At 30.9% G+C, this 25,060-nt stretch carries 18 protein-coding genes; 9 read left to right on the top strand and 9 right to left on the bottom strand.

Annotated features, from left to right (window positions below):
- Nucleotide 1: 1 nt before the first annotated feature.
- From LXD69_RS12975 to LXD69_RS12950, 6 genes are read right to left on the bottom strand one after another with little or no spacing between them, the layout of a single operon-like run.
- A complete protein-coding gene (locus LXD69_RS12975; RefSeq protein ID WP_246915720.1) occupies nucleotides 2–502 on the bottom strand; it encodes a hypothetical protein in 501 nt (166 codons plus the stop codon).
- A gap of 26 nt (nucleotides 503–528) precedes the next feature.
- The gene (locus LXD69_RS12970) at nucleotides 529–1,524 is read right to left on the bottom strand and encodes a DUF3644 domain-containing protein (protein WP_246915719.1); all 996 of its coding nucleotides are present in this window, start codon (nucleotides 1,522–1,524) and stop codon (nucleotides 529–531) included.
- Nucleotides 1,525–1,535: 11 nt separating this feature from the next.
- Nucleotides 1,536–2,681, bottom strand: coding sequence for a restriction endonuclease subunit S (locus LXD69_RS12965; RefSeq protein ID WP_246915718.1), 1,146 nt, complete (start codon nucleotides 2,679–2,681; stop codon nucleotides 1,536–1,538).
- Nucleotide 2,682: 1 nt separating this feature from the next.
- Nucleotides 2,683–3,141: a toll/interleukin-1 receptor domain-containing protein gene (locus tag LXD69_RS12960; RefSeq protein WP_246915717.1), complete on the bottom strand. Its 459-nt coding sequence runs from the start codon at nucleotides 3,139–3,141 to the stop codon at nucleotides 2,683–2,685.
- Nucleotides 3,138–3,683, bottom strand: coding sequence for a restriction endonuclease (locus LXD69_RS12955; RefSeq protein WP_246915716.1), 546 nt, complete (start codon nucleotides 3,681–3,683; stop codon nucleotides 3,138–3,140). The genes LXD69_RS12960 and LXD69_RS12955 overlap by 4 nt, the downstream gene beginning before the upstream one ends.
- 11 nt (nucleotides 3,684–3,694) lie before the next feature.
- A complete protein-coding gene (locus LXD69_RS12950) occupies nucleotides 3,695–6,664 on the bottom strand; it encodes a type I restriction endonuclease subunit R (RefSeq protein WP_246915715.1) in 2,970 nt (989 codons plus the stop codon).
- Between the two features lie 1,662 nt (nucleotides 6,665–8,326).
- Between LXD69_RS12950 and LXD69_RS12945 the strand changes: the two genes are divergently transcribed.
- The 3 genes from LXD69_RS12945 (at nucleotide 8,327) to LXD69_RS12935 (ending at nucleotide 12,568) form a co-directional block, all read left to right on the top strand.
- Nucleotides 8,327–10,594, top strand: a complete 2,268-nt coding sequence (locus LXD69_RS12945) for an alpha/beta hydrolase family protein (RefSeq protein ID WP_246915714.1) — start codon at nucleotides 8,327–8,329, stop codon at nucleotides 10,592–10,594.
- A 116-nt stretch (nucleotides 10,595–10,710) separates the two neighbouring features.
- Entirely contained in the window at nucleotides 10,711–11,640 is a 930-nt protein-coding gene (locus tag LXD69_RS12940) for a hypothetical protein (protein ID WP_246915713.1), read from the top strand.
- A gap of 121 nt (nucleotides 11,641–11,761) precedes the next feature.
- Nucleotides 11,762–12,568, top strand: coding sequence for an META domain-containing protein (locus tag LXD69_RS12935; protein ID WP_045966926.1), 807 nt, complete (start codon nucleotides 11,762–11,764; stop codon nucleotides 12,566–12,568).
- A gap of 87 nt (nucleotides 12,569–12,655) precedes the next feature.
- Here LXD69_RS12935 and LXD69_RS12930 read toward each other — a convergent pair whose 3' ends face one another.
- On the bottom strand, nucleotides 12,656–13,228 hold the full coding sequence (locus LXD69_RS12930; RefSeq protein WP_246915712.1) for a dual specificity protein phosphatase family protein: 573 nt from the start codon (nucleotides 13,226–13,228) through the stop codon (nucleotides 12,656–12,658).
- 6 nt (nucleotides 13,229–13,234) lie between these two features.
- Nucleotides 13,235–15,172: an LTA synthase family protein gene (locus LXD69_RS12925; RefSeq protein WP_045966923.1), complete on the bottom strand. Its 1,938-nt coding sequence runs from the start codon at nucleotides 15,170–15,172 to the stop codon at nucleotides 13,235–13,237.
- Nucleotides 15,173–15,284: 112 nt separating this feature from the next.
- Between LXD69_RS12925 and LXD69_RS12920 the strand changes: the two genes are divergently transcribed.
- From LXD69_RS12920 to LXD69_RS12895, 6 genes are all read left to right on the top strand, one after another.
- Nucleotides 15,285–17,057, top strand: a complete 1,773-nt coding sequence (locus LXD69_RS12920) for an AMP-dependent synthetase/ligase (RefSeq protein WP_045966920.1) — start codon at nucleotides 15,285–15,287, stop codon at nucleotides 17,055–17,057.
- A 120-nt stretch (nucleotides 17,058–17,177) separates the two neighbouring features.
- On the top strand, nucleotides 17,178–17,621 hold the full coding sequence (locus tag LXD69_RS12915) for a MarR family winged helix-turn-helix transcriptional regulator (protein WP_045966918.1): 444 nt from the start codon (nucleotides 17,178–17,180) through the stop codon (nucleotides 17,619–17,621).
- Between the two features lie 13 nt (nucleotides 17,622–17,634).
- Nucleotides 17,635–20,025: a 3-hydroxyacyl-CoA dehydrogenase/enoyl-CoA hydratase family protein gene (locus tag LXD69_RS12910; protein ID WP_246915711.1), complete on the top strand. Its 2,391-nt coding sequence runs from the start codon at nucleotides 17,635–17,637 to the stop codon at nucleotides 20,023–20,025.
- 84 nt (nucleotides 20,026–20,109) lie between these two features.
- Nucleotides 20,110–21,297 (top strand): acetyl-CoA C-acyltransferase, encoded by a 1,188-nt coding sequence (locus LXD69_RS12905; protein ID WP_246915710.1) that lies wholly within the window; start codon nucleotides 20,110–20,112, stop codon nucleotides 21,295–21,297.
- Nucleotides 21,298–21,338: 41 nt separating this feature from the next.
- Complete coding sequence (locus LXD69_RS12900) at nucleotides 21,339–21,701, top strand: four helix bundle protein (protein ID WP_246915709.1); 363 nt, start codon at nucleotides 21,339–21,341, stop codon at nucleotides 21,699–21,701.
- A 58-nt stretch (nucleotides 21,702–21,759) separates the two neighbouring features.
- Entirely contained in the window at nucleotides 21,760–23,550 is a 1,791-nt protein-coding gene (locus LXD69_RS12895) for an acyl-CoA dehydrogenase family protein (protein WP_246915708.1), read from the top strand.
- 212 nt (nucleotides 23,551–23,762) lie between these two features.
- Here LXD69_RS12895 and LXD69_RS12890 read toward each other — a convergent pair whose 3' ends face one another.
- Nucleotides 23,763–24,998: a cation:proton antiporter gene (locus LXD69_RS12890; protein WP_045966909.1), complete on the bottom strand. Its 1,236-nt coding sequence runs from the start codon at nucleotides 24,996–24,998 to the stop codon at nucleotides 23,763–23,765.
- Between the last annotated feature and the right edge of the window lie 62 nt (nucleotides 24,999–25,060).

Here is a 25,060-nt window from a genome sequence, read left to right as displayed (position 1 = left end):
TTTAATCTAACTCCCCAAAAATCTCATTCAAAATGTCCTCAGCAATCTCCAAAGCTCCTTCACAATTACTAAAATGTATTTCATTCTGAAAATTAGGCCAATAGCCAAATTTATTTCTAATCAAATATACTAACTCTCCTTCAATAGCCTCAATCATTTCTCTATTACAGTCATACTCTTCGGGAAATGTTACTACACTTACTGCTAGGGTTCTATGAGAATTATGTTCTTTATTCAACCATTTATAACCTTTATAGCCATTGCGAGCAGTATCATTATTTCTTTTATAATAGTTGTATGCATTGTATCCTCTTTGAAATCGTGTTTTAATAGAAGTGTGAGCTTCACCTACATAGAAGATTTCACTAGCATGATAAACTACATACAACTTACGTCTTTCATTTAAAAAGGCTAGTCCTTCATGTGGAAATATCTCTGTTTTACAGCTGTTGTTTTCTGCATCAATGAGTTTTAAATTGTATTTTTCTATTATGTATTCCACTTATTTTATATATTTTTATAGAGAAATTATGATTTGAGAGTATAATTTTTATTTAATTCTTCAAAAATTTTATTACTATAAAAATCTTGACCTGAACCTGATTTGCTAACAATATCTAAGTATCTTTTTTTATGAAAATCAGGGTTATCTTTTATTGATTTCATGATCTTATTAAATTTAGTGCCTTGTTTAAAATCAGAATATATTTCCCTACATTTATTCGTAACTTGATTATATTTTAAAGTATAAATTGTTTTAAATAAACTTTCTTCTTCAATGCTAATTTTTTGAGCATCTATATCATTAGATAATTTTCCTTCTATGACTTTGTTTACAAATATTGATGCCTTTGAAGAATCTTTAGTTATAGCTGCTATAATATCAGCATTTTTCACTCTATTTTCATTAACCACTGATACATTAAAACCAGTTAAAATACTCTCTTCAATTCCTTCTTTATTTAATTTTTCTGTAGAATATATTATACTTTTAATGAAGTTTTGAACTGAAGAAGATGATTCATTTAATATTGATTCTTTATTTAAAAAATCTATTGGACTAACAAATGGTTTAAATCCAATAGGTAATAATATTAAGTTGGTTTCTTCGGCTAAATCATTATTAAAATATTTTTTCAAAAAATCATTGTAGAAATAAACACTTTTGTGCAAAAGTGAATATAACACAGCATCTAAATTATCTTTATAGAAATGTATGACATTGCATCTAAACTCATAGATTTTATTTAAGTTTTCTTCAGTGGTTCTAAAACTATTTCCTATTTTAGAGGAAACAAAATGCAAACATTCTTCAAAAGGTTTTGTTGTTCCATCTTTTTTTATAATTCTTACTTCTGGGTTATATTCGGCTATGTAAGCTTTTAATAATAATTCCCATGCATTGATAATTAATATTGATGTAATTTCATATCTGTAACTAAATATTGGTTTATTATGAATTTCAATTCCAGCAATGATAGCTGATTTTGAATTTTCTAATAGACTTTCTTTTATAGCACTCATATTTTATCTTTTTAAACCAACTCCCCACTAAAAGCCTTTTTCAATATACTCTGTCTCAACGACTCTGCTTGTAACAAACTATGTGCAATGCTTTCCTCCATTTTATCGGCAACACTTAAACGTCTTTCTAGCTCTAGGACTATTTCATTTTGCTCTTCTATTTTAGGAATAGGAATAGGAATTTTATTCATGTTAGCTTGATTTAATTTTGGCTGAGCAGTTCCAGTTACATATTCTGCAAGATTTAATGAATTGAAATAATATGACAAAAAATCAATATTTAATAATTCTTTAGTTTGGACAATATGAGCATGATTATTAACCCAAAATTTACCTTCAACTAAAAATGCAAGTGGTCTTGATTTACTTACTAAGTTAGCTCCATCTTCTCCAATAAGTAAGTATTTACCATCAAATAAGAAATCGTCTATATAATCAACAATTTCGGTAGCTCCATAATATCTAAATTTTCCTTGTCTTTTAGCTCTTACATCTCTACTAAGTGGGCGTCTTTTTCCGTCATAATTATTTACGACTTCACCAAATTTCATAATTTCCCAACTCTTTGGCAACTCACCATCCTTAACATTATCATTCGTTAACTTTCCTTCAAAAGCCCATTTCAAAACACTTTGTCTATAGGTTTTGAGTTGCTGTTGTGCGGTTTTTAAATCTTCTATGCCTTTGTCTAGCTCACTAAAAAGTTCTTCTATTTTGGAGACTATGGCTTGTTGGGTTTCTATGCATGGATAAGGAATTAGAGTTTCTCTAATAGTTTCACCAGATATAGCTCTAAAAGTAGTTCCAGTTCCTTTACTATCTAATTCATATTGAATACTTCTTAAAAAGTAAAAACCATATTTATAATTTTCAAATCTTAAAGCTGCTAATCCTCTTCCAATACAACATTGTTGATTAGCAATATTTGTAGTTCCAACAGGAGCTCTTACAGAAAGTAAAATATCAAAAGGTTCTGCAATTTTTTTAGGTTTATTACAATATTTTCTTGCTATTGGATATAAATCTGTAAATTCTGCTTTACCTTGAAAAAAAGGCATTCCTATTGCATTTTCATTATAAGTGTCACTCGGTGGTGATTGTCCCATAATAATTTTACAAACTTCGTCTAGAGTTTTTATTTGCCAGTTTTTTTTCATTTTACTTCTTCTTATTGCCACTATCTAATAATGATAGTAAAGCTGCAATACCTGCTATTACTGCACCCGCAGTTACAATGTCTTCTATTACATTTGGTTTTCTAACAGGTTTATCTTCGTTTTCTTTGAACAATTGTTGAATGGCTAATTGTGGATTATTTCTATTAAATCTTATAAATTCAATATCATTTCTATATACATTTACACCTTCTTCTACTAATAAAATTCTTTGTTTGCCAAGCTTTTCAGCAATTTGCCACTCGTTAAATACATTGTTTATGGAGTCACTGTGATTTGTAATTAATCCAAGAAATAATTCAGAATTATTAATGTAATTTTTAGATAAATAATTATTATCAGATAATTGAACAGTATTTCCTTTCTCCCTTAGTTTACTCACTAAGAGTGTTAATAGATATAATTCTTTATCTATAAACGAATATGATACAAAAACTCTCATTCTTCTATTTGTTTTTCAAATTGTTCAAATGCATTTTCAAAATCTACTTTAGCATTATTTATTATAAAGTTCTCTTTATAATATTTTGGGAAAAATGATTTTAGTAGTGATTCAGAAGCTATTAATTTTCTCCATAGTTGTGCACCATTCCATATTACTGCTTTTAATTTGTCATTATCTTTTAATAGTTTTTTTAATTGACTACTTGCATCACTTTTGCATACTAACAAATAACCACTTGCTTTATTACTATCTAATATCGAATATAAATTATTAGTATTAATATCTTTATTACCAACAGCTCTTTTTTGAGATTTACATTCAACGACCCATCTATGTGTGTGTTTTCCTATGGCATCTTCAAAATGAAAATCTACTAAAATATCACAACCATTGTCACAGCCAATTCCTGTATCATCTACATCAATATCTGAGATATGAAAATCTTGCTTTTCATTTTTTAAGCAACGAAAATATTCAGCTACAATTTGTTGGAATAAATCAGGATCTGTTATATCATGAATTGGTATTGAGTTTTTCATTCCTTCTGCCATTACGCTGCTAATACTTTATTTAATTCATTAATAATCAAGTCAGTTTCTTCCCCAAACAACGCCCACATTTTACTCAAACCACCTTCTGCATTAAAAGGGCTTAAATCAAAATCGTCTTTTTCTATGCTAAAACTTTTGGCTACATAATCTTTCATCATGCGCAACCATTGCATTTGGTCTTCGGTAAAGGCATTGTGTTTTCCTGCATTTTTTTCAAAAATCCATTTTTTAAAATTAGCATCTACCGTTTTGTCATAACTGGTCAACGTACTATCCATACCCACCACTCTTCGTATCAAAGATACTAAAGCGATTAACTCGTTTTTAGCAGAGCCATTGGTTTTTTCTAATTGTTCGTAGGCTTTCCAAACACTCACAGGAGCTAATAAAGGTTTTTCAGTTTTTAGTTTTTCGCACAGTTCCTTTATCATGGTATAGGTAAAAGTGCGGTGTCTGAACTCTTGGGCATAAAAGATTTGCAAAGCGGTTATTTCGTCTTTGTTGGTTTCAATCCACGTTTTAAAGTCTTCAATCAATGCTTTGCTGGTTACTTCTTGGTCTTTTACCCAACCTATATTGGTAATGGTATCTATATTGACGACATCAATAATTTGGTCTAGCTTTTTACGAATGTCAATAATAAAATTACGTAAATCAGGACTGTTAAAAACCGCTACGGCATCGTCTATCAATTGTTGATTGGCTTTTTCAATGGCAGCTTCTATGTCAGCTGGAGGCATTCCTCTCATTTCGCTTTTGACTTTCCACTTCTGACTTTCAATTGTATCTGGGTCGTGCGCATTTAGTAGTTTTTGTACCACTTGGTTAATGCTTAAACCATTGGCTTTTTCGGTAAATTCCTTTTTATGTTTGTCTTGCAATTGTTTTTCCAAACGAATTAAGCGATTGGCAAGCGTACTCATCATTTCTTCGGAAGTATTACCCATCGCTACACTCGTAATTACATCTTTTAAAGAAATGCCTGGTGCTTTTTCTAGAGGTCGGCTATCTGTTTTTTGCGATTGCTCCACACCAATAGCATCGATAATTACAAAATGATCTTTGCTAAACTTGGCTGTAGGTGTACCTTTGGCTTTCAATTCCTCAATAGAACAAGTACGCGTGCCACGACCTTTCATTTGTTCGTAATAACTTCTGCTTTTCACATCACGCATAAACAACAACACTTCTAAAGGTCTAATGTCGGTTCCTGTGGCAATCATATCTACCGTAACGGCAATACGTGGGTAATACTCGTTTCGAAACTGTTGCAAGACGCTTTTGGGGTCTTCTTCTGAACGATAGGTTATCTTTTTACAAAACTTGTTTTCTTCTCCAAATTCTTCTCGTACAATGTCGATAATGTCTTCTGCATGACTGTCGGTTTTGGCAAATATCAACATTTTTGGTACTTCAAAGGCAGACAGGTCGCAATCTTTTTCTACAGCAGACAGGTCGCAACCTTTTTCTACAGCAGACAGGTCGCAACCTTTTTCTACAGCAGACAGGTCGCAACCTTTTTCTACAGCAGACAGGTCGCAACCTTTTTCTACAGCAGACAGGTCGCAACCTTTTTCTACAGCAGACAGGTCGCAACCTGTCTCTACAGGGTATCGGTCAGGAAACATGGCTGGCAAATTGTCTTTTGTTGCTTTTATAATGGTTCTTATCGTACTTGGGTTCACAATGTCTTTATCTAATTGTTTGCCACTATATACTTCATCTTCATCCAAGGCTTCCCAAAACTTTTTACGGGTTTGTCGGGAACGCTTGTCGATAAGAGGACTAAACTCTTTTAAAATACTAGCTCCGTTTTTGGTAATTTCGGTTTCAATGGTGAATACATTATAAGGCACTAAAACCCCATCAATAACGGCTTTTTCATAGCCATAATCAGACACCAAATTTTGATTGAAATAACCAAAGGTTCTATTGTCTGGTGTAGCGGTTAACCCAATTTGGAACACATCAAAATAATCCAACACTTGTTTCCAAAGGTTGTAAATACTTCTATGGCATTCGTCAATGACTACAAAGTCAAAAAACTCAATTGGCACTTTTTCATTGTACCCAACAGGAACGGGTTCTTTTGGAATAAAACGAGATTCATTAGGATTTTCTTCTTCGGCACTTTCGTCTAGTTCTGTATCTTTTAAAATAGAATACATGCGTTGAATGGTGCTGATATAGACTTGCGAATCATTAGGGATAAACGAACTGTTTAATCGCGTAACCCCATACAATTCGGTGAATAATCTATTGTCTTCATTAGCCGTAAAAGCTCGGAACTCACTTTCGGCTTGTTCTCCTAAGTTTTTGGTATCTACTAAAAATAAAATACGTTTGGCTTTGGCATATTTTAGCAATCGATAAATAAAGGTAATGGCTGTAAAAGTCTTTCCAGAACCTGTTGCCATTTGTATTAAGGCTTTTGGGCGTTGGTCTTTAAAAGAAATGTCTAAATTGGTAATAGCAGTTACTTGGCAATCCCGCAAACCTTCTACTGGCAATGCTGGTAAATCTTGTAAACGAGCACGTAAGGATTTTTCTTGTCCAATCCATTGCACTAAAGTTTCTGGTCTGTGAAATGTAAACAAGTTTCTTGCTCGTGGTTTTGGGTCTCTATAATCGGTAAACTTTACAATTTCTCCATTGCTTAAATAGACAAAAGGCAAAGGTTTATTATCGAGTAAACGTAATTTTGCTTTGGCATAACCTTCCGCTTGGTCTTCTGCTGCGGTTAAGATACCACCTAGCTCTGCACGCTTGGCTTCAATAATTCCCACAGGCTTTTTATCTACAAATAAAACATAATCGGCAGGACCAATATCTGTTTGGTATTCCTTTATAGCAATCCCTAAACCCGCCGCAAGATTAAATTTATTTTTATCTTGTATAATCCATCCACAAGCAACTAATTGTTTGTCAATGGTATCACGTGCTATTTGTTCTGGGTTTTGGTTGGTCATTTGTTTTATATGATGCTTTTCAAACTTAGCGAAAATTATTGGTACTACCAACAGGTATTTCTACGTGTTTTTTGCAAAGATAAACTAAGCTGCTAAGGCAAGCTTACGGGAAACCGTATTTGAAGAATGGAAAGTTTACAGTTTAAAGTTTCAATGAAGCTTTGAATTGGTTTGGGGAGCTACTTATGGGATGCTTACAGCATGACAAGATGGTGTGATTGATTGTTACTAATGAGATTCCTCCTAGTGTCGGAATGACAAGATGATGGGGAAATGAAGCGTTGAATTTGTTTGAGGAACTACTTATGGGATGCTTGCAGCATGACAAGATGGTGTGATTGATTGTTATAATGGGATTACTCCTAGTGTTAGAATGACAAGATTGTGGGGAAATAAAAAGTTAGAAGTTAGAAATGAAGCGTTGAATTGGTTTGTGGAGCTACTTATGGGATGCTTACAGCATGACAAGATGTGTGATTAATCGTTATTAATGGGATTCCTCCTAGCGTCGGAATGACAAGATTGTGAGTAATGAAAAGTTAGAAGTTAGAAATGAAGCATTGAATCGATTTGGGGAGCTACTTATGGGATGCTTACAGCATGACAAGATGGTGTGATTAATTATTACTGATGAGGTCCTCCTAGCGTCGGAATGAAATATGATGGGGAAATGAAGCGTTAGAAGTTAGAAATGAAGTGTTGAATTGCTTTGGGGAGCTACTTATGGGATGCTTACAGCATGACAAGATGTGTGATTAATCGTTATTAATGGGATTCCTCCTAGTGTCGGAATGACAAGATGATGGGGAAATGAAAAGTTAGAAGTTAGAAATGAAGCATTGAATCGGTTTGGGGAGCTACTTATGGGATGCTTACAGCATGACAAGATGGTGTGATTGATTGTTACTTATAGGATTCCTTCTAGTGTCGGAATGACAAGATGATGGGGAAATGAAGCGTTAGAAGTTAGAAATGAATCTTTGAATTGTTTTGTGGAGCTACTTATGGGATGCTTACAGCATGACAAGGTGGTGTGATTGATTGTTACTAATAGGATTCCTCCCAGTGTCGGAATGACAAGATTGTGAGTAATGAAAAGTTGGAAGTTAGAAATGAAGCATTGAATCGGTTTGTGGGGCTACTTATGGGATGCTTACAGCATGACAAGATGGTGTGATTGATTGTTGCTAATGGGGTTCCTCCTAGCGTCGGAATGACAAGATTGTGGGAAATAAAAAAAATGATAACATCTTTGTGTAAAAATAACTTGTTGTAAAAAAATATAATTATTTTTTGCTTTTTTACTTGATAAATCTATACTTTCTTGTATATAGTTAAAAATAATTATTTGTTTTAAAAATACAATTATGTTTTTATTTTTATTTAACTGATCTATATTTTACACTCTTATTGTCTTGCTTCTAAGGCAGACAATAGTTATATTTGAAACAACAAATAATAAATGAAAATTGAAAAATCGGGTGTTAATCGTCTTACTATCGAATCTTAGATTTAGAGGGCAATAATGCGTTAAATTTGTCATAATTTTACAAATATTCAAACGATAGTCTGTAACATTTTAGTTGAAAACAAGTCCTATGTTTAGTCAATCAAAATTAAAGCAAAAAAGCAAGGTGCTTTAAAAACTAAATTTTACATTCTATGAAAACAAAAAATTTAATTATTCTATTACTTATGAGTATTACCACACAAGCCCAGCAATTTGTTGGAGACTGGAAAGGAGAATTGGATGTGCAAGGCATGAAATTAGAGGTTATTTTTCATATTGCACAAAAGGACAATGTTTACACATCAACTATGGATGTTCCTATGCAAGGAGCTTCAGGAATAGCCATAGACAAAACGGAAGTAAATAATAATTCTATTACGCTAAAAGCACCACAAATGGGGATTGAATTTGTAGGTGAATTTAAAAATAAAGAAATTATAGGTGAATTTCGTCAAGCAGGAATGAAATTACCTCTTACTCTTTCTTCATTCGAAAGCAAATTGCCTGGAAATATAACTTTGCCTTCTTCTAAAGAGGAGTTAGAAAAAATGAAGGTTTATGATAAAGGAAGTTATAAGTATTCTGTTTCTGATTATTTTGCTAAACCAAAAGCTTCTGGTTTTCAATTGTCTCCAAATGGTAAATACATGTCGTATCGTGAAAAGGATGAAAACAACAAACGTCATGTTTATGTTAAAGAATTAGCTACTGGAACTGTAAAAAAGGCTATTGAGGAGAAAGATGAACTAGTGCGTAGTTATGGATGGATTAATGACGAGCGTTTATTTTTTGCTATGGATAAAGGTGGTGATGAAAATTATCATATTTATGGTGTAAATCTTGATGGAAATAATTTAAAAGATCTTACTCCTTTTGATGGTGTTAAGGCTAGTATTGATAACATTTTAAAAGAGCAAAAGGATTACATTATTGTGTCAATGAACAAAAACAATAAGCAAGTTTTTGAGCCTTTTAAATTGAATATTGTTACAGGTGCTTTAGAGCAATTGTATAAAAATGAAGATATTGCTAATCCTATTCAAGGGTATGAATTTGACAAAGACGGAAACCTTAGAGGGTATAGCAAATTGGTTAATGGTGTACAAAATCAATTCTATTACAAAGACAATAAAACGGGAGAATTTAAATTACACACTACTACCAATTGGGATGATTCATTTGGGATTATCAGCTTTAATTATGCTTCTAAAAATAAAGATGAGGCTTATGTTATAACTAATTTGGATAGTGACAAAACCCGTATTGTATTATATGATTTAGCTACTAAAAAAATTATTAAAGAAGTGTTTTCTAACCCTACATTTGATGTGAGTGGTTTAAATCTTTCAAGAAAAAGAAATTATGAAATTGATAATTTTTCTTATGAAGGTGAAAAAAGTGAAATTATACCTGTGAGTAAACTATACAAAGAAATTTATGGGTTAATGAAAAAGGAATTTCCTAATAAAGAGTCTTACATAGTTGATAAGGATGATAATGAGACTCAATTTTTAGTAATTGTGCAAAGTGATAAATTATATGGTACTTATTATCAATATAATGCTAAAACGAAGAAGTTTAAATTATTATATGATTTAATGCCTCAGTTAAAAGAAACTGACATGGCAGAAATGAGACCTATTAAATTTACTAGTAGAGATGGAAAAACAATCTATGGCTATATTACTTTACCAAAAGAGGCTTTACAAGGTAAAAAAGTGCCTTTAATTGTGAATCCTCACGGTGGTCCACAAGGTATAAGAGATTCTTGGGGTTTTAATCCTGAAACACAATTATTTGCTAGTCGTGGTTATGCTACTTTACAAGTAAACTTTAGAATATCTGGAGGTTATGGAAAAGAATTTTTACGTGCTGGTTTTAAACAAATAGGTAGAAAACTAATGGATGATGTAGAAGATGGTGTGGCTTATGCAATTGAACAAGGTTGGGTAGACAAAGATAAAATTGCTATTTATGGTGGAAGTCATGGTGGTTATGCTACATTGATGGGGTTAGTAAAAACACCTGATTTGTATGCTTGTGGTGTGAACTATGTGGGTGTTTCTAACATTTTTACTTTCTTTGATTCATTCCCAGAATATTGGAAACCTTATAAAGAAATTGTAAAACAAATTTGGTATGATTTAGATAATCCGGAAGAAGCTGCGATTGCAAAAGAAGTTTCTCCAGTTTTTCAAATCAATAAAATTAAAAAACCACTCTTTGTAATTCAAGGTGCAAATGATCCACGTGTGAATATTGCAGAATCGGATCAAATTGTAACTGGTTTAAGAGCAAAAGGTTTTGATGTGCCTTATATGGTAAAATATGATGAAGGTCATGGATTTCATAAGGAAGAAAATTCAATTGATATGTATGAGGCTACTTTAGGTTTTTTAGCAAAGAATTTAAAAAAGTAAAAAATGTATCTTTAAAATAATAAAAAGACAATTTCCACAAGAAATTGTCTTTTTTAATTTATATGTTCTTCTTATCCTTTTCTAATTCTATTCTTATATTTGAATAAAAAAATCTGATGAAAAGAAGCATTCTATTTTTTATTTTATTGTTTTCTATAAGTTTTCATTCTTGTAATGATGTTAAAGAAAAAAAGCAAAACAAATATCTAAATATTCCAGGAACTAGATTGTCAATTATTCCTCCTAATGGTTTCAAAATATCAAAAAGCATTGTAGGTCTTGAAAAAGAAAATGAATCCATGATTCAAGTGATGGATTTAATAGGTGGAAATTATGATTCAAACACAAACACTTTCACAAAATCAGAATTTGAGAATAAAGGGATTAAGGTCTTAGATTTCAAAGAGATTAAAATTGATAATTACAATGCTAAATATGCGCATTTAAAAGGAAATGAAAAAGAAGAATACATCAATTTGGTTTTTGGCGATAGTACTTTTTCGGTAATGGTAATGGCAATTTCTAATTCAAGTGACAAAACTTTATTAACAGAAATTAAAGATGCATTATTAAAAATAAAGTATGATAAAGAAATAATAATTGATGCTTTAGCTACTAGCTTTTTTGAAATTGATTCAAATGATTCAAAATTTAAATTTGCAAAATCGAGTGCAAATATGTTTATCTATTCAGAAAATGGAATTGTCAAGGAATCTTACAATAATGAGCCAATGGTTATGATTTCTACTCTTCCTAATGATTTCTCAACTACAAAAGAGATGATGACAGAAAGTATAATAAATGGTTTATTGCAAAATGGATTTAGCTTAAAAGAAGAAAGAAAGCCTGTTATTGGAAAAATAAATGGTTATGAAAGTATCGAAACTGAATATATTGCGGAATCAAAAGGTATGGAAAAACTTGTTTATTTAACCGTTTTAATAAATGATGATAAGGCGATATCTTTTTATGGGATAACTGGAACTGATTTTGAACAAAATTTGATTGAATTCAAAAAAATATCTCATAATTTAAGGTTTAAATAAAAATAGTGTTTGGTTCTTCTTTCTTTTGATTATTGGCTTTAGCAGCAGTTGTGTAATCATTTATGGCATCAAATTTGTTATCTTTGTGAAAAATTTTATTATAATTATAAAATAAAAAGATATGAAAAAAATAGTCTTTAATTTATTTGCACTTTATTTCTTAATGATGTTAGCATCGTGTAATAGTGGAAAGAATGAAAATGGTACTGAATTTTCAGTAGATGAGCCAAAAGAAATTGAAAAAACAGTTGTTACTGATAATCAAAATGAAGAAAAAGCTTATTTCATAGGTACAGGAACTGAGCCTTTTTGGGATATTAAATTAACTAACTCTACATTTATATTTAAGACAATTGATGGTGATTCTATTTCTCTTCCTTCAGTAGAACCTATTCGTGCTGCGGATAGTAATATTAAATTATATAGAACAAAAACAGATTTGTATGAATTTAATATTACTATTTCTCAATCTGAATGTACAAATGCTATGTCTGGTGAAAAATCGCCTTATAAAGTAAGTATAGAGTATAAAAAGAATGAAGATTTAACTTTTACAAAGATTAATGGTTGCGGACATTATGTTACTGATTACCGTTTACATGATATTTGGGTTCTTGAAGAATTAAATGGAAAGAAGGTTGGTATTGCTGATTTTAGTAAAGAATTGCCTCAAATGGAGGTTAATGCTAAGGAGAATACTTTTTCAGGACATGCTGGTTGTAACAGAATGAATGGGAAATTGTTTTTTGAAAAAGGCTTACTTCGTTTCGTAAATGTTGTTACAACACGAATGATGTGTGGTCCAGGTAATAAAGAAGGTGAATTTGTAAAAGCATTATCTAGTAGTATTCATTATAAAATAGAAAACAATAGACTTACTTTATCAAATCCTGATAAAACAACTGTTGTCTTTAAAAAAGTGGATTAATTTTGTTCTTTTGAAAGCAATAAAAGTTTATAAAAAAACCATAGTTGAAAAACTATGGTTTTTTTGTATTTTAAATGTCTAAACGATTTATTTTATACTGTCTTTTCTACCAATATAAGTATGTAGAAAATCTCCTTTAGGTGTTCCTAAATCAAAAGAACTCCATTTTGTTAGTAAACGTGTACTTGTTCTTGCTTCATCTCTGTCCATTCCTTCATATTCTATTCTATAAATAGCAGAATACATTTCGGCTCTTCCTACTCCATGGTAACAATGTATTAATACAGGGTAATTATCTTGATCATCCATAATTTTAAAAAACATATCTAAATTATGTTTTTGTGGTACTTGGTCTGAACCGTTGTTAAAATAAGTTACGCCTTCAATTTTTGAAACGGCTTCTTTTTCAGCAAGTAATTCAGCAGGTACTTCTGGATTGTTAACATCGTCACCTGTTCCTGGAAAACGCAAATCAATAACACTTTTAATGCCATATTTTTTTACATAATCTTCAATTTCATCTGGCGGAATTACACCACTTTTATATACCTTTCCTTCTGTAATTGTTTCAAAATTATGATTAATATGCATATCATAAGCATATTTTCCTCCATAAATTGCAGCTAGCAAAATGACTAAATATAATAGCTTTTTTTTCATTTATTCTTATTTGGTTGATAATTTTTTATCTATTATTTTATTAAAATAGTCTTGAATAAATGCTTTACACTCTTGTTCTAATTTATTCATTTTTTGATTTCGATTAGAAATTAAATTCTGTATTAATTTTTTGTCCTTTTCATCATAAAAGCCAATTGCATTTTTTCCATCAAAGACGCAAATATAACCATCTTTCATGAAATAGTAATTATTGGAATTGTAATTAATTAAATATGGTTTTATGTCTTTTTCTTTGGTTAATAAACTTCTTCCCCAACTTCTAAATGGTTTGTCATATCCTATCATATCCATCACTGTTGGATATATATCTATGTGTTGTGCAATTTCATCACTGTTTCCTACTAAATCACTGTTTGGTTTATAAATTAATATTGGCACAGCTAACCTATTCATTATATTATGATAATAGTCTTCAAAATAATTCACTTGATTACAGTGGTCTGCTGTAATTACAAAAATTGTATTATTAAACCAAGGTTCTTTTTTAGCTGCATTAAAAAATTGTTTAAAAGCAAAATCTGTATACCCTACACATTGATGCATTGGGATATTTCCTTTTGGAAACTTATCTTTATATTTTTCTGGAACGACGTAAGGTTCATGTGAAGAAACGGTAAAAATAGTACTAAAGAAAGGTTGTTTCTTTTTACTTATTGTAGTATTCATAAATTGCATGAATGGTTCGTCCCAAATTCCCCATGAGCCATCAAAATCGGTATCATTTCCATATTCAGTCATACCGTAATAATGATCAAACCCTAAGATGTTTCCATAACCTAAAAATCCCATAGAACCATTTGGAGCACCGTGAAAAAATGAGGTATCATATCCTTTTTCTTTTAAACAAGAGACCATCGATTCTATTTTCTGCTTTGCATAAGGAGAAGATGTAAAAGCATCTTTAAAAGAAGGTATTCCTGAAAGAACAGAGGACATTCCATGAATTGATTTGTATCCATTTGCATAAGCATTAGTATAAATCATGCTATGATTTGCGAGTGAATCTAAAAAAGGAGTATAACTTACGTAATCTTTAATATTTAAATGTTTATTAAATGCTCCACAATATTCTCTTCCTAAACTTTCTGTTATAATTAAAACAATATTGGGTTTAGATGGATTATTTGAACTATAAAACTTGATTGGTTTAAAGCTTTCTTCAATAACTTCATTAGAAATATTAAAATCTTGTTTTTTGAATGTTTTAACTCCTAAAGTTCGTAAAAAAGTAAATGTTGAATTTAATACTAAATCGGCTTGTTGAATTTTTGCTACATGGCGGTTTGCATCAACTAAATTGATTGGACGTGTACTTTTTTTAAAATCTCCTCTTATTCCTCCTACACATAAAGTAGCAACAATTAATACTCCTAAAATTGATTTAAGAACATACCCTACTTTTGATTTTATTTGTGTATCATTTTTAATTTTCACTCTATTATATAAGAACACCCATAATGCACAAGTTAATATATATAATATAAATACATGCCAATATGTAATAACAAAACGAAATAGCATACCTCCTTTTGATTCTTCGTGCTTAATAATATCCCAAGCGGCAAGTGTTAATCTTGAAAAATTGTATTTATAGTATATAAAATCTATAAAATTGAGAGAATACAGTGATAGATTTGAAATAAAATACAACCAAAATAATCCTTTTTGATATTTTTTATGTGTATTTATAAAAAATGGAAGAATTGATAAAAGAATAAATAATCCATTAATATACAAAATTGAAGTTGTATCAAATGCTAATCCATGATATGAAATCTTTAAAAATTCTATAATAGAAGAAACTTCAACCATTTCAGAATTATACAAATAGAATAAGATTCTGGCAAAAAAATAGAACAAATAAGCTAATAAAATCCTATAAGCTAAAACTTTATATTCTTCTAATCTAAAAAACAACTTCATTAATTTTTATTATAAATTTTGTACAAAAATAACAATATTGATAGTTTAACTCACATTTTTTTTATTTATCCTTTTTTTTACTAAATTGCAATACTAAATTTTAACCTAAACTATGTCAACAATCACTCGTTTATTTGACTTTCCTTATCACCAACTAGAAAAATATAATTTATCTGATGCATTAGTTACTAAGTATAATGGCGAATGGGTAAAGACTTCTACAAAAGAATATATAGATAAAGCAAATGCTATTTCTAGAGCATTGCTAAGAATGAATGTTCAAAAAAATGACAAAATCGCACTTATATCTTCTAGTAATAGAACAGAATGGAATATTTGCGATATTGGTATTTTACAAACAGGAGCTCAAACTGTACCTATATATCCAACAATCACTTCAGAAGATTATGAATATATTTTAAATCATTCTGAATCTATATATTGTTTTGTTTCTGATGCAGAAGTGTTTGAAAAATTAAACGCAGTAAAGAAAAACATACCATCTTTAAAAGAAATATATTCATATAATGACATAGAAGGGTGTAAAAGTTGGAAAGAACTTCTAACTTTAGGAGAAGATAGTTCCAATCAAGAAAGTGTAGAAGAACGAAAAGAGAGTGTGAAAACTGATGATTTAGCTACAATCATTTATACTTCTGGAACAACAGGTAGACCAAAAGGAGTAATGCTATCGCATAAAAATATCGTTAGTAATGCTATAAATTGTACACCTCGCTTTCCAGTTGTTCCTAAAAATACAAGAGCGTTAAGTTTCTTGCCTATTTGTCATATATATGAACGAATGCTTTTATATTTATATCAATATACTGGTGTTAGTATTTATTTTGCTGAATCGATTGAAGCATTAAGTGATAACTTAAAAGAAGTAAAACCAGAAGTTATGACTGCTGTTCCAAGAGTTTTGGAAAAAGTATATGATAAAATTATTGCGAAAGGTTCTGATTTAACTGGAATTAAAAAGAAATTATTTTTCTGGGCATTGGATTTGGGCTTAGAGTTTGAACCGTACGGAAAAAATGGATGGTTTTATGAACAAAAATTAAAAATTGCTAAAAAGCTAATTTTCAGTAAATGGAAAGAAGCTTTAGGAGGTAATATTAAAGTAATTGCATGTGGAAGTGCTGCTTTACAACCAAGACTAGCTCGTGTGTTTAATGCTGGGGGTATTAATGTAATGGAAGGTTATGGATTAACAGAAACTTCTCCTGTAATTGCTGTAAATGATATGAGAAATAATGGTTTCAAAATAGGAACTGTTGGAAAACTAATCGATGAATGTGAAGTAAAAATAGCTGAAGATGGAGAAATCTTATGTAAAGGACCAAATGTAATGCTTGGCTATTTTAAAGATGAAGAGAAAACAAAAGAAGTTCTTGTAGATGGGTATTTTCATACAGGAGATATAGGAGAGATTGATAGTGAAGGTTTCTTAAAGATTACAGATCGTAAAAAAGAAATGTTTAAAACTTCGGGTGGAAAATATATAGCTCCGCAAGTGCTGGAAAATACATTTAAACAATCTCGTTTTATTGAACAAATAATGGTAATTGGTGAAGGGCAAAAAATGCCAGCAGCATTAATACAACTAAATTTTGATTTTGTTAAAGATTGGGCAAGCCGTAAAAGGTTTGATATTGGTACTTCAAATGAAACAATAATTAGTAACCCTGAAGTAATTAAACGAATTCAAGAAGAAATTGATCATGCTAATGAAAAATTTGGAAATTGGGAAAAAATTAAACGATTTGAACTTACTTCTGATGTTTGGTCAATTGAAGAAGGTCACCTAACTCCTACTATGAAATTAAAAAGAAAAATTATTTTAGAAAAATATAAAGATTTATACAATAAAATATATAATTAATTACCTAAAGCTCACTCTATTTGTGAGCTTTTTAATTTTAATAAAAATATTAACATAAAAAATACATAAATACTATGCATGCATAGTATTTTTTTATTATCTTTGAAATTATATTCTTATATGAAAGACAAAACAATAGACTACGTCCTTAGAGCTACATGGCAAGCTGTTTCAAGAATGTATAATGAGGAAGCATCAAAATATGGTGCAACTATGGCAACAGGATTTACATTATTGAGTATTGATCGAGAAAAAGGAACTCCTTCAACCATGCTAGGTCCAAAAATGGGAATGGAAGCAACAAGCTTAACCAGAACATTAAAGTCAATGGAAGAAAAAGGATTAATTAATCGTAAAAAAAATCCAATCGATGGACGAGGTGTACTTATACATCTAACTGATGAAGGAAAAGAAAAACGTGAATTATCAAAAAATACAGTACTAAAATTTAATGAAACAATTAAAGAGCATGTTTCGGAAGAAAAATTACAACACTTCATGGAAGTGGCTGAAATAATAAATGAATTAATAGCTGAAAAACAAATATATACAGAGAAAAAATAAATTATAACCAACTATGAAACGAAATATTAAGAAAGTTGCTGTCATTGGTTCAGGAATTATGGGAAGTGGAATTGCTTGCCATTTTGCAAACATTGGTGTAGAAGTTCTACTTCTAGACATTATTCCAAGAGAGTTAACAGATGTTGAAGCCAAAAAAGGGCTAACTTTAGAAAGCAAAGTTGTTAGAAATCGTTTAGTAAACGATCATTTAACAAATGCTTTAAAATCTAAACCTTCTCCTATTTATCATCCTAGTTTTGCGAATAGGATTACAACTGGGAATACTACAGATGATATGGCAAAAATTGCTAATGTAGATTGGATTATAGAAGTAGTAGTAGAAAGACTTGATATTAAAAAATTAGTTTTTGAACAAGTTGAAAAATATAGAAAACCTGGAACATTAATTACTTCAAATACATCCGGTATTCCTATCCACTTTATGAGTGAAGGAAGAAGTGAAGATTTCCAAAAACACTTCTGCGGAACGCATTTCTTCAATCCAGCACGTTACTTAAAATTATTCGAAATCATTCCTGGTCCACAAACTTCACAAGAAGTATTAGATTTCTTAAATGGTTATGGTGAAAAATTCCTAGGAAAAACTTCAGTTGTAGCAAAAGATACTCCAGCTTTTATCGGAAATAGAATTGGAATCTTCGGAATTCAAAGTTTATTCCATCAAGTAAAAGAAATGGGATTAACAGTTGAAGAAGTTGATAAATTGACTGGTCCGGTTATTGGTCGTCCAAAATCGGCTACTTTTAGAACGGTTGACGTTGTTGGTTTAGATACTCTAGTACACGTTGCGAATGGAATTTATGAAAATTGTCCGAATGATGAATCTCATGAATTATTTAAGTTACCTGAATTTGTAAACAAAATGATGGAAAACAATTGGCTTGGAAGTAAAACAGGTCAAGGTTTCTACAAAAAGGAAGGGAAAGAGATTTTAACTTTAGATTTAGATACTTTAGCATATAGAGCTAATAAAAAAGCTTCTTTTGCTACTTTAGAATTAACAAAAACAATTGACAAACCAATTGATAGATTCAAAGTTTTAGTAAAAGGAAAAGATAAGGCGGGTGATTTTTACAGAAAGAACTTTACTTCAATGTTCCAGTATGTATCTAATCGTATTCCTGAAATTACAGAAGATTTATATAAGATTGATGATGCTATGAAAGCTGGTTTCGGCTGGGAAAACGGACCATTCGAAATTTGGGATGCTATTGGTGTTGAAAAAGGAATTGAATTAATGAAAGCTGAGGGTTATGAACCAGCTGCTTGGGTTAACGAAATGCTAGCTTCTGGTATCACTTCTTTTTACTCTGTAAAAGATGGAGCAACTTACTTCTACTCTACTACAAACAAAAAAGTAGAAAAAATTCCAGGTCAAGATGCTTTTATTATTTTAAATAACATTCGCGAAAGCAAAAAAATATGGAATAACAGCGATTCTATCATTACAGATTTAGGTGATGGAATTATCAATTTGGAATTTACTTCAAAAATGAATTCTATTGGAGCTGGTGTTTTACAAGGAATCAATAAAGCAATTGATATTGCTGAAAAAGAATATAACGGACTAGTAATTGGTAATCAAGGTGCTAATTTCTCTGTTGGGGCTAACTTAGGAATGATTTTCATGATGGCTGTTGAACAAGAATATGACGAATTAAACATGGCTATCAAAATGTTTCAAGACACTATGATGCGTTGTCGTTATTCTGCAATTCCGGTTATTGCTGCTCCTCACGGAATGACTCTTGGTGGTGGTTGTGAATTAACTATGCATGCTGACAGAGCTGTTGCTGCTGCTGAAACCTATATTGGTTTAGTAGAATTTGGAGTTGGTGTAATTCCAGGTGGTGGTGGTTCTAAGGAGATGGCTTTAAGAGCTTCTGACCTATTCCGTAAAAACGATGTAGAATTAAACGTTCTACAAGAATATTTCTTAACTGTAGGTATGGCAAAAGTAGCAACTTCTGCTTATGAAGGTTTTGATACTGGAGTTCTTCAAAAAGGTAGAGATATTGTTGTGGTTAATAAAGATCGTCAAATTGCAACTGCTAAACAAGTTGCATTACAAATGGCAGAGCAAGGTTATACACAAGCTCCAAGAAGAAAAGATGTTAAAGTATTAGGAAAACAAGCTTTAGGAATGTTCTTAGTAGGAACAGACAGTATGGAAGCTGGTAAATATATCTCAGAACACGATAAGAAAATTGCAAACAAATTAGCTTATGTAATGGCTGGTGGTGATTTATCTGAACCAACATTAGTAACGGAACAATATTTATTAGATCTTGAAAGAGAAGCCTTTTTATCACTAACAGGTGAAAGAAAGTCTTTAGAGAGAATTCAATACATGTTAACTAAAGGGAAACCATTGAGAAACTAAAAAGAACCAAGAAAAAAGAACCAAGAAAAAAGATTAATATTTAGTCTTTTCTCTTTCTTCTTTCTTCTATTATCTAAAAAAAAAATGAAAACAGCATATATAGTAAAAGCGTATAGAACGGCAGTCGGTAAAGCACCTAAAGGCGTTTTCCGTTTCAAAAGACCAGATGAATTGGCTGCTGAAACAATCGAACACATGATGAAAGAATTACCAAACTTCGACAAAACAAGAATTGACGATGTTATGGTAGGAAATGCAATGCCTGAAGCAGAACAAGGGTTAAACGTTGGTCGTTTAATCTCTTTAATGGGATTAAAAGTAGAAGATGTTCCTGGTGTTACGGTAAACAGATATTGTGCATCTGGAATTGAAACAATCGGAATGGCTACAGCTAAAATTCAAGCTGGAATGGCAGATTGTATTATTGCTGGTGGTGCAGAAAGCATGAGTTTTATTCCAATGGGTGGTTATAAGCCAACTCCAGATTATAAAGCTGCTGCTGCTGGGCATGAAGATTATTATTGGGGAATGGGATTAACAGCCGAAGCGGTTGCTAAACAATTCAACGTTTCTCGTGAAGATCAAGATGAGTTTGCTTATAATTCGCATATGAAAGCTTTAAAAGCACAAGCTGAAGGTCGTTTTGATAACCAAATTGTGCCAATTACTGTTGAAGAAACTTTCATTAATGAAAACGGTAAGAAAGAAACTCGTTCTTATGTAGTGAATAAAGATGAAGGACCAAGAGCAGGAACTTCAATAGAAGCCTTAGCAAAATTACGTCCTGTATTTGCTGCTTATGGAAGTGTAACGGCTGGTAACTCATCGCAAATGAGTGATGGAGCAGCCTTTGTATTGGTAATGAGTGAAGAAATGGTTAAAGAATTAAATCTTGAACCAATTGCTCGACTTGTAAACTTTGCTTCGGCAGGTGTAGAACCAAGGATTATGGGTATTGGACCTGTAAAAGCTATTCCAAAAGCTTTAAAACAAGCTGGTTTAAAACAGTCAGATATTGATTTAATAGAATTAAACGAAGCTTTCGCTTCTCAATCATTAGCTGTTGTTCGTGAATTAGGTTTAAATCCTGATATCGTAAACGTAAATGGTGGAGCAATCGCATTAGGTCACCCACTAGGTTGTACTGGTGCAAAATTATCTGTTCAATTATTTGACGAAATGCGCAAGCGTGGAAATGCAAAATACGGTATGGTAACCATGTGTGTTGGTACTGGTCAAGGTACCGCAGGTATTTATGAGTTTTTGAAATAAAGACCCTAAGATAATAGACGAAGAGGTAATAGATTTTGAGAATGAGTGATTTTAAACGACATAACTTCAAGAAACTTAAAATTTGGCTAATGAGTATGGAATTATCAAAAATTATTTTAGACTTAACAGACACATTTCCAGTTTATGAAAAATATGGATTAAAAAGTCAAATGGATAGATGTTGCATTTCTATTCCTTCAAATATTGCAGAAGGTTCGAGTAGAACAGATAAATCATTTAGTCATTTTCTAGACATTTCTTTAGGATCGTCTTTTGAATTACAGACGCAAATTATATTAGCAAATCATAGAAAATACATAACAAATGAACTTACACATAGCATTGAAAGCAAAATTGAAGAATTTCAACGAGCGACAATGTCATTTCAAAATAATTTAAAATAAATAATTTAATGATAATTAATAGTCACGTCTATCATCTATCATCCTAAAAACAAAAAATATGAGTAATATTATCAGAGGAGGTCAATTCCTTGTAAAAGAAACAAAATGTGAAGATATTTTCACACCAGAAGATTTTTCTGAAGAACAAAAATTAATGAAAGATTCAGTTATCGAATTTGTCGATAAAGAATTGTGGCCAAATAAGGAACGTTTTGAAAAGAAAGATTATGCATTAACTGAAGAAGTGATGCGTAAAGCTGGAGATCTTGGTTTCTTAAGTATTTCTGTTCCTGAAGCTTATGGGGGAATGGGAATGGGATTTACTAACACTGTTTTAGTTTGTGACTATATTTCTGGAGCAACAGGTTCATTTTCAACAGCTTTCGGTGCTCATACAGGAATTGGGACAATGCCAATTACTTTATACGGTACAGAAGCGCAAAAACAAAAATATGTTCCAAAATTAGCTTCAGGAGAATGGTTTGGTGCCTACTGTTTAACAGAACCAGGAGCTGGATCGGATGCAAATTCAGGAAAAACAAAAGCTGTTTTATCTGAAGATGGTACACACTATAAAATTACTGGTGGAAAAATGTGGATTTCAAATGCAGGTTTCTGTTCTGTATTTATTGTTTTCGCTCGTATTGAAGACGATAAAAACATTACAGGTTTCATAGTTGAAAATGATCCTTCAAACGGAATTTCATTAGGTGATGAAGAACACAAATTAGGTATTCGTTCCTCTTCTACACGTCAGGTTTTCTTCAATGAAACTAAAGTACCTGTAGAAAACATGTTGGCAGGTCGTGGCGAAGGTTTTAAAATTGCCATGAATGCCCTAAATGTTGGACGTATCAAATTAGCAGCTGCTTGTTTAGAAGCACAAAGAAGAACTATTTCGGGTGCTGTTAACTATGCTAATGAAAGAGTTCAATTTAAAACACCTATTTCAAGTTTTGGAGCAATTCAGGCTAAATTAGCAGAAATGGCAATGAATTCTTATGCTGGAGAAAGTGCTACTTATAGAGCTGCTTCTGATATTGAAAATAGAATCAATATTAGAGTTAGTGAAGGAAACACACATCAAGAAGCTGAATTAAAAGGTGTTGAAGAATTTGCCATTGAATGTTCTATCTTAAAAGTAGCGGTTTCTGAAGATGTTCAAAACTGTACTGACGAAGGAATCCAAATTTTTGGTGGAATGGGATTCTCTGAAGATGCTCCTATGGAAAGTGCATGGAGAGATGCTCGTATTGCTAGAATTTATGAAGGAACTAACGAAATCAACAGAATGTTGTCAGTTGGAATGTTAGTGAAGAAAGCAATGAAAGGTCATGTAGACTTATTAGGTCCTGCAATGGCTGTAGCTGAAGAATTAATGGGTATTCCATCTTTCGATACTCCAGATTATTCTGAGTTATTTGCTGAAGAAAAAGAAATGATTGCAAAATTGAAAAAAGTATTCTTAATGGTTTCTGGTGCTGCGGTTCAAAAATATGGACCACAATTAGAAGATCACCAACAATTATTAATGGCTGCTTCTGATATTTTAATTGAAATATACATGGCAGAAAGTACTATTCTTAGGACTGAAAAATTAGCTAAGAAAGAAGGAGCTGATAAGGTTCAAGAGCAAATTGCTATGGCACAATTATATTTATATCATGCAACTGATATTATAAACCAAAAAGGAAAAGAAGGTATTGTTTCTTTTGCCGAAGGTGATGAACAACGCATGATGTTAATGGGATTAAAACGTTTTACAAAATATACCAATATGCCTAACGTAATTGGTTTACGAGAAAAAATTGCAGCAAAATTAATTAGCGAAAATAAATATTGTTTTTAAATAACTGCAATCTTTTGGTTTAGTTTGTGCTAAAATCCACTCGCAAAGCGAGTGGGTTTTATTTTTTTATAGATTTTAAACCATTAATATACCAATAATGTTAATCCGATTTTGTTTTAATTCGTATAAAGAAATATTGATTCAAAAAAAGCTAAATACTTTTACATATTTAGCTTAATAAATTATTAATTTATCTTTTTTTAATAGAAGTTTTATAGAGGAACATCCATATCTATTGTAAGATTATTTTCTTCTTTATCTTTGATATTATCATTAACTTTTTTATCTTCTTGCTTGTTAAATATCAACCCAAACATCATTATTAAGGCTGTCAATACAATAACCTGAATTATTAATGCCTTATTAACCAATGGAATTTTACTTTCTGTTGGAATACTTAAAAATAATAATATTGTAATTAATCCTCTAGGAGCAATATATAATAATGGCATTAATTTAACTTTAAAAATCTTTAATTGTATTGCTCTAACTAAATAAATTAATACTACAATACCAATAGCTAACTCAAAAGTATGAGGGTTTAAGATATCTTCTGTTTTCATTAAAAAACCGAATAATAAGAAAAACAAAGAACGAACTAAAAAAGCAGCTTCAACGGTTAACTCTTTAAACTTATGTACTTCTTTATCTAAGGATCTTGGTTTTAAATATTTTACCCATTTAAAGCGCTCTAATTCATCAAAATTACCCATTATTATACCAAATAGCATAATAAAAATCAAGGCTGGTAAATGATAAATTTCAGAGACAGCGTAAATTAAAATTATTAATAGTACAATTGGTATAAACTTTACATGATGGTCTATTCTGCTTAATAGAAAGGCTAAAAAGGCTGTTGCTATAAATGAGATAATTAACATTATCAATATTTGAAGGGCAAAATTACCTACAGATTCAAGGTTAATAACATTATTTAACACTATAAAATTAAAGAATAATACTCCAATTATATCAGAAAGACTGCTTTCATATATAGCAAATTCTTTATTGAATAAATTTAAATTTCCAACACTAGAAATAGCGATTGCACTACTAATTATACATAGTGGAATAGCATTAATTAATCCGTCTTTATAGCTAGAATCTAAAAAATAATAGAAAAAATGTCCAATTAAAAAAGCAGTAATAAACAATGGAATAATAGCTGTTACAAAAGTTTTTCCTACAAATGGTATTTTCCTTTTATTCAATTCTAGTTCTAATGAACCTTCTAATACAATTAAAACTAACCCTATTGTTCCAAAAAGAGGTAACAATGAATTTAAATCTGGTATTACAATATGAAAAAAGTCTGTAGCTTGTTTCACTACCCATCCCAAAAGTAACAATAAAATAACTGAAGGTATTTTTGTTTTTGAGGAACTAATTGTAAAAGCATATGCTAATAATAGCAAAACACTAATTGTAATAATAATTGCGAAATTCATTAATAAATATTTTTAGCAATATATAAATACTTTTGCACATTTAATACTATAGATTGGAGATT

The organism is Flavobacterium sediminilitoris (genome assembly GCF_023008245.1).
Taxonomy (GTDB): domain Bacteria; phylum Bacteroidota; class Bacteroidia; order Flavobacteriales; family Flavobacteriaceae; genus Flavobacterium; species Flavobacterium sediminilitoris.
This window is presented reverse-complemented; position numbering and strand designations above follow the sequence as displayed.

Excerpts from the sequence above, each read along its gene's own strand:
- LXD69_RS12970 (WP_246915719.1), bottom strand. The coding sequence starts at position 1,524 with ATGAGTGCTATAAAAGAAAGTCTATTAGAAAATTCAAAATCAGCTATC.
- LXD69_RS12965 (WP_246915718.1), bottom strand. The coding sequence starts at position 2,681 with ATGAAAAAAAACTGGCAAATAAAAACTCTAGACGAAGTTTGTAAAATT.
- LXD69_RS12960 (WP_246915717.1), bottom strand. The coding sequence starts at position 3,141 with ATGAGAGTTTTTGTATCATATTCGTTTATAGATAAAGAATTATATCTA.
- LXD69_RS12955 (WP_246915716.1), bottom strand. The coding sequence starts at position 3,683 with ATGAAAAACTCAATACCAATTCATGATATAACAGATCCTGATTTATTC.
- LXD69_RS12950 (WP_246915715.1), bottom strand. The coding sequence starts at position 6,664 with ATGACCAACCAAAACCCAGAACAAATAGCACGTGATACCATTGACAAA.
- LXD69_RS12945 (WP_246915714.1), top strand. The coding sequence starts at position 8,327 with ATGAAAACAAAAAATTTAATTATTCTATTACTTATGAGTATTACCACA.
- LXD69_RS12940 (WP_246915713.1), top strand. The coding sequence starts at position 10,711 with ATGAAAAGAAGCATTCTATTTTTTATTTTATTGTTTTCTATAAGTTTT.
- LXD69_RS12935 (WP_045966926.1), top strand. The coding sequence starts at position 11,762 with ATGAAAAAAATAGTCTTTAATTTATTTGCACTTTATTTCTTAATGATG.
- LXD69_RS12930 (WP_246915712.1), bottom strand. The coding sequence starts at position 13,228 with ATGAAAAAAAAGCTATTATATTTAGTCATTTTGCTAGCTGCAATTTAT.
- LXD69_RS12925 (WP_045966923.1), bottom strand. The coding sequence starts at position 15,172 with ATGAAGTTGTTTTTTAGATTAGAAGAATATAAAGTTTTAGCTTATAGG.
- LXD69_RS12920 (WP_045966920.1), top strand. The coding sequence starts at position 15,285 with ATGTCAACAATCACTCGTTTATTTGACTTTCCTTATCACCAACTAGAA.
- LXD69_RS12915 (WP_045966918.1), top strand. The coding sequence starts at position 17,178 with ATGAAAGACAAAACAATAGACTACGTCCTTAGAGCTACATGGCAAGCT.
- LXD69_RS12910 (WP_246915711.1), top strand. The coding sequence starts at position 17,635 with ATGAAACGAAATATTAAGAAAGTTGCTGTCATTGGTTCAGGAATTATG.
- LXD69_RS12905 (WP_246915710.1), top strand. The coding sequence starts at position 20,110 with ATGAAAACAGCATATATAGTAAAAGCGTATAGAACGGCAGTCGGTAAA.
- LXD69_RS12900 (WP_246915709.1), top strand. The coding sequence starts at position 21,339 with ATGAGTGATTTTAAACGACATAACTTCAAGAAACTTAAAATTTGGCTA.
- LXD69_RS12895 (WP_246915708.1), top strand. The coding sequence starts at position 21,760 with ATGAGTAATATTATCAGAGGAGGTCAATTCCTTGTAAAAGAAACAAAA.
- LXD69_RS12890 (WP_045966909.1), bottom strand. The coding sequence starts at position 24,998 with ATGAATTTCGCAATTATTATTACAATTAGTGTTTTGCTATTATTAGCA.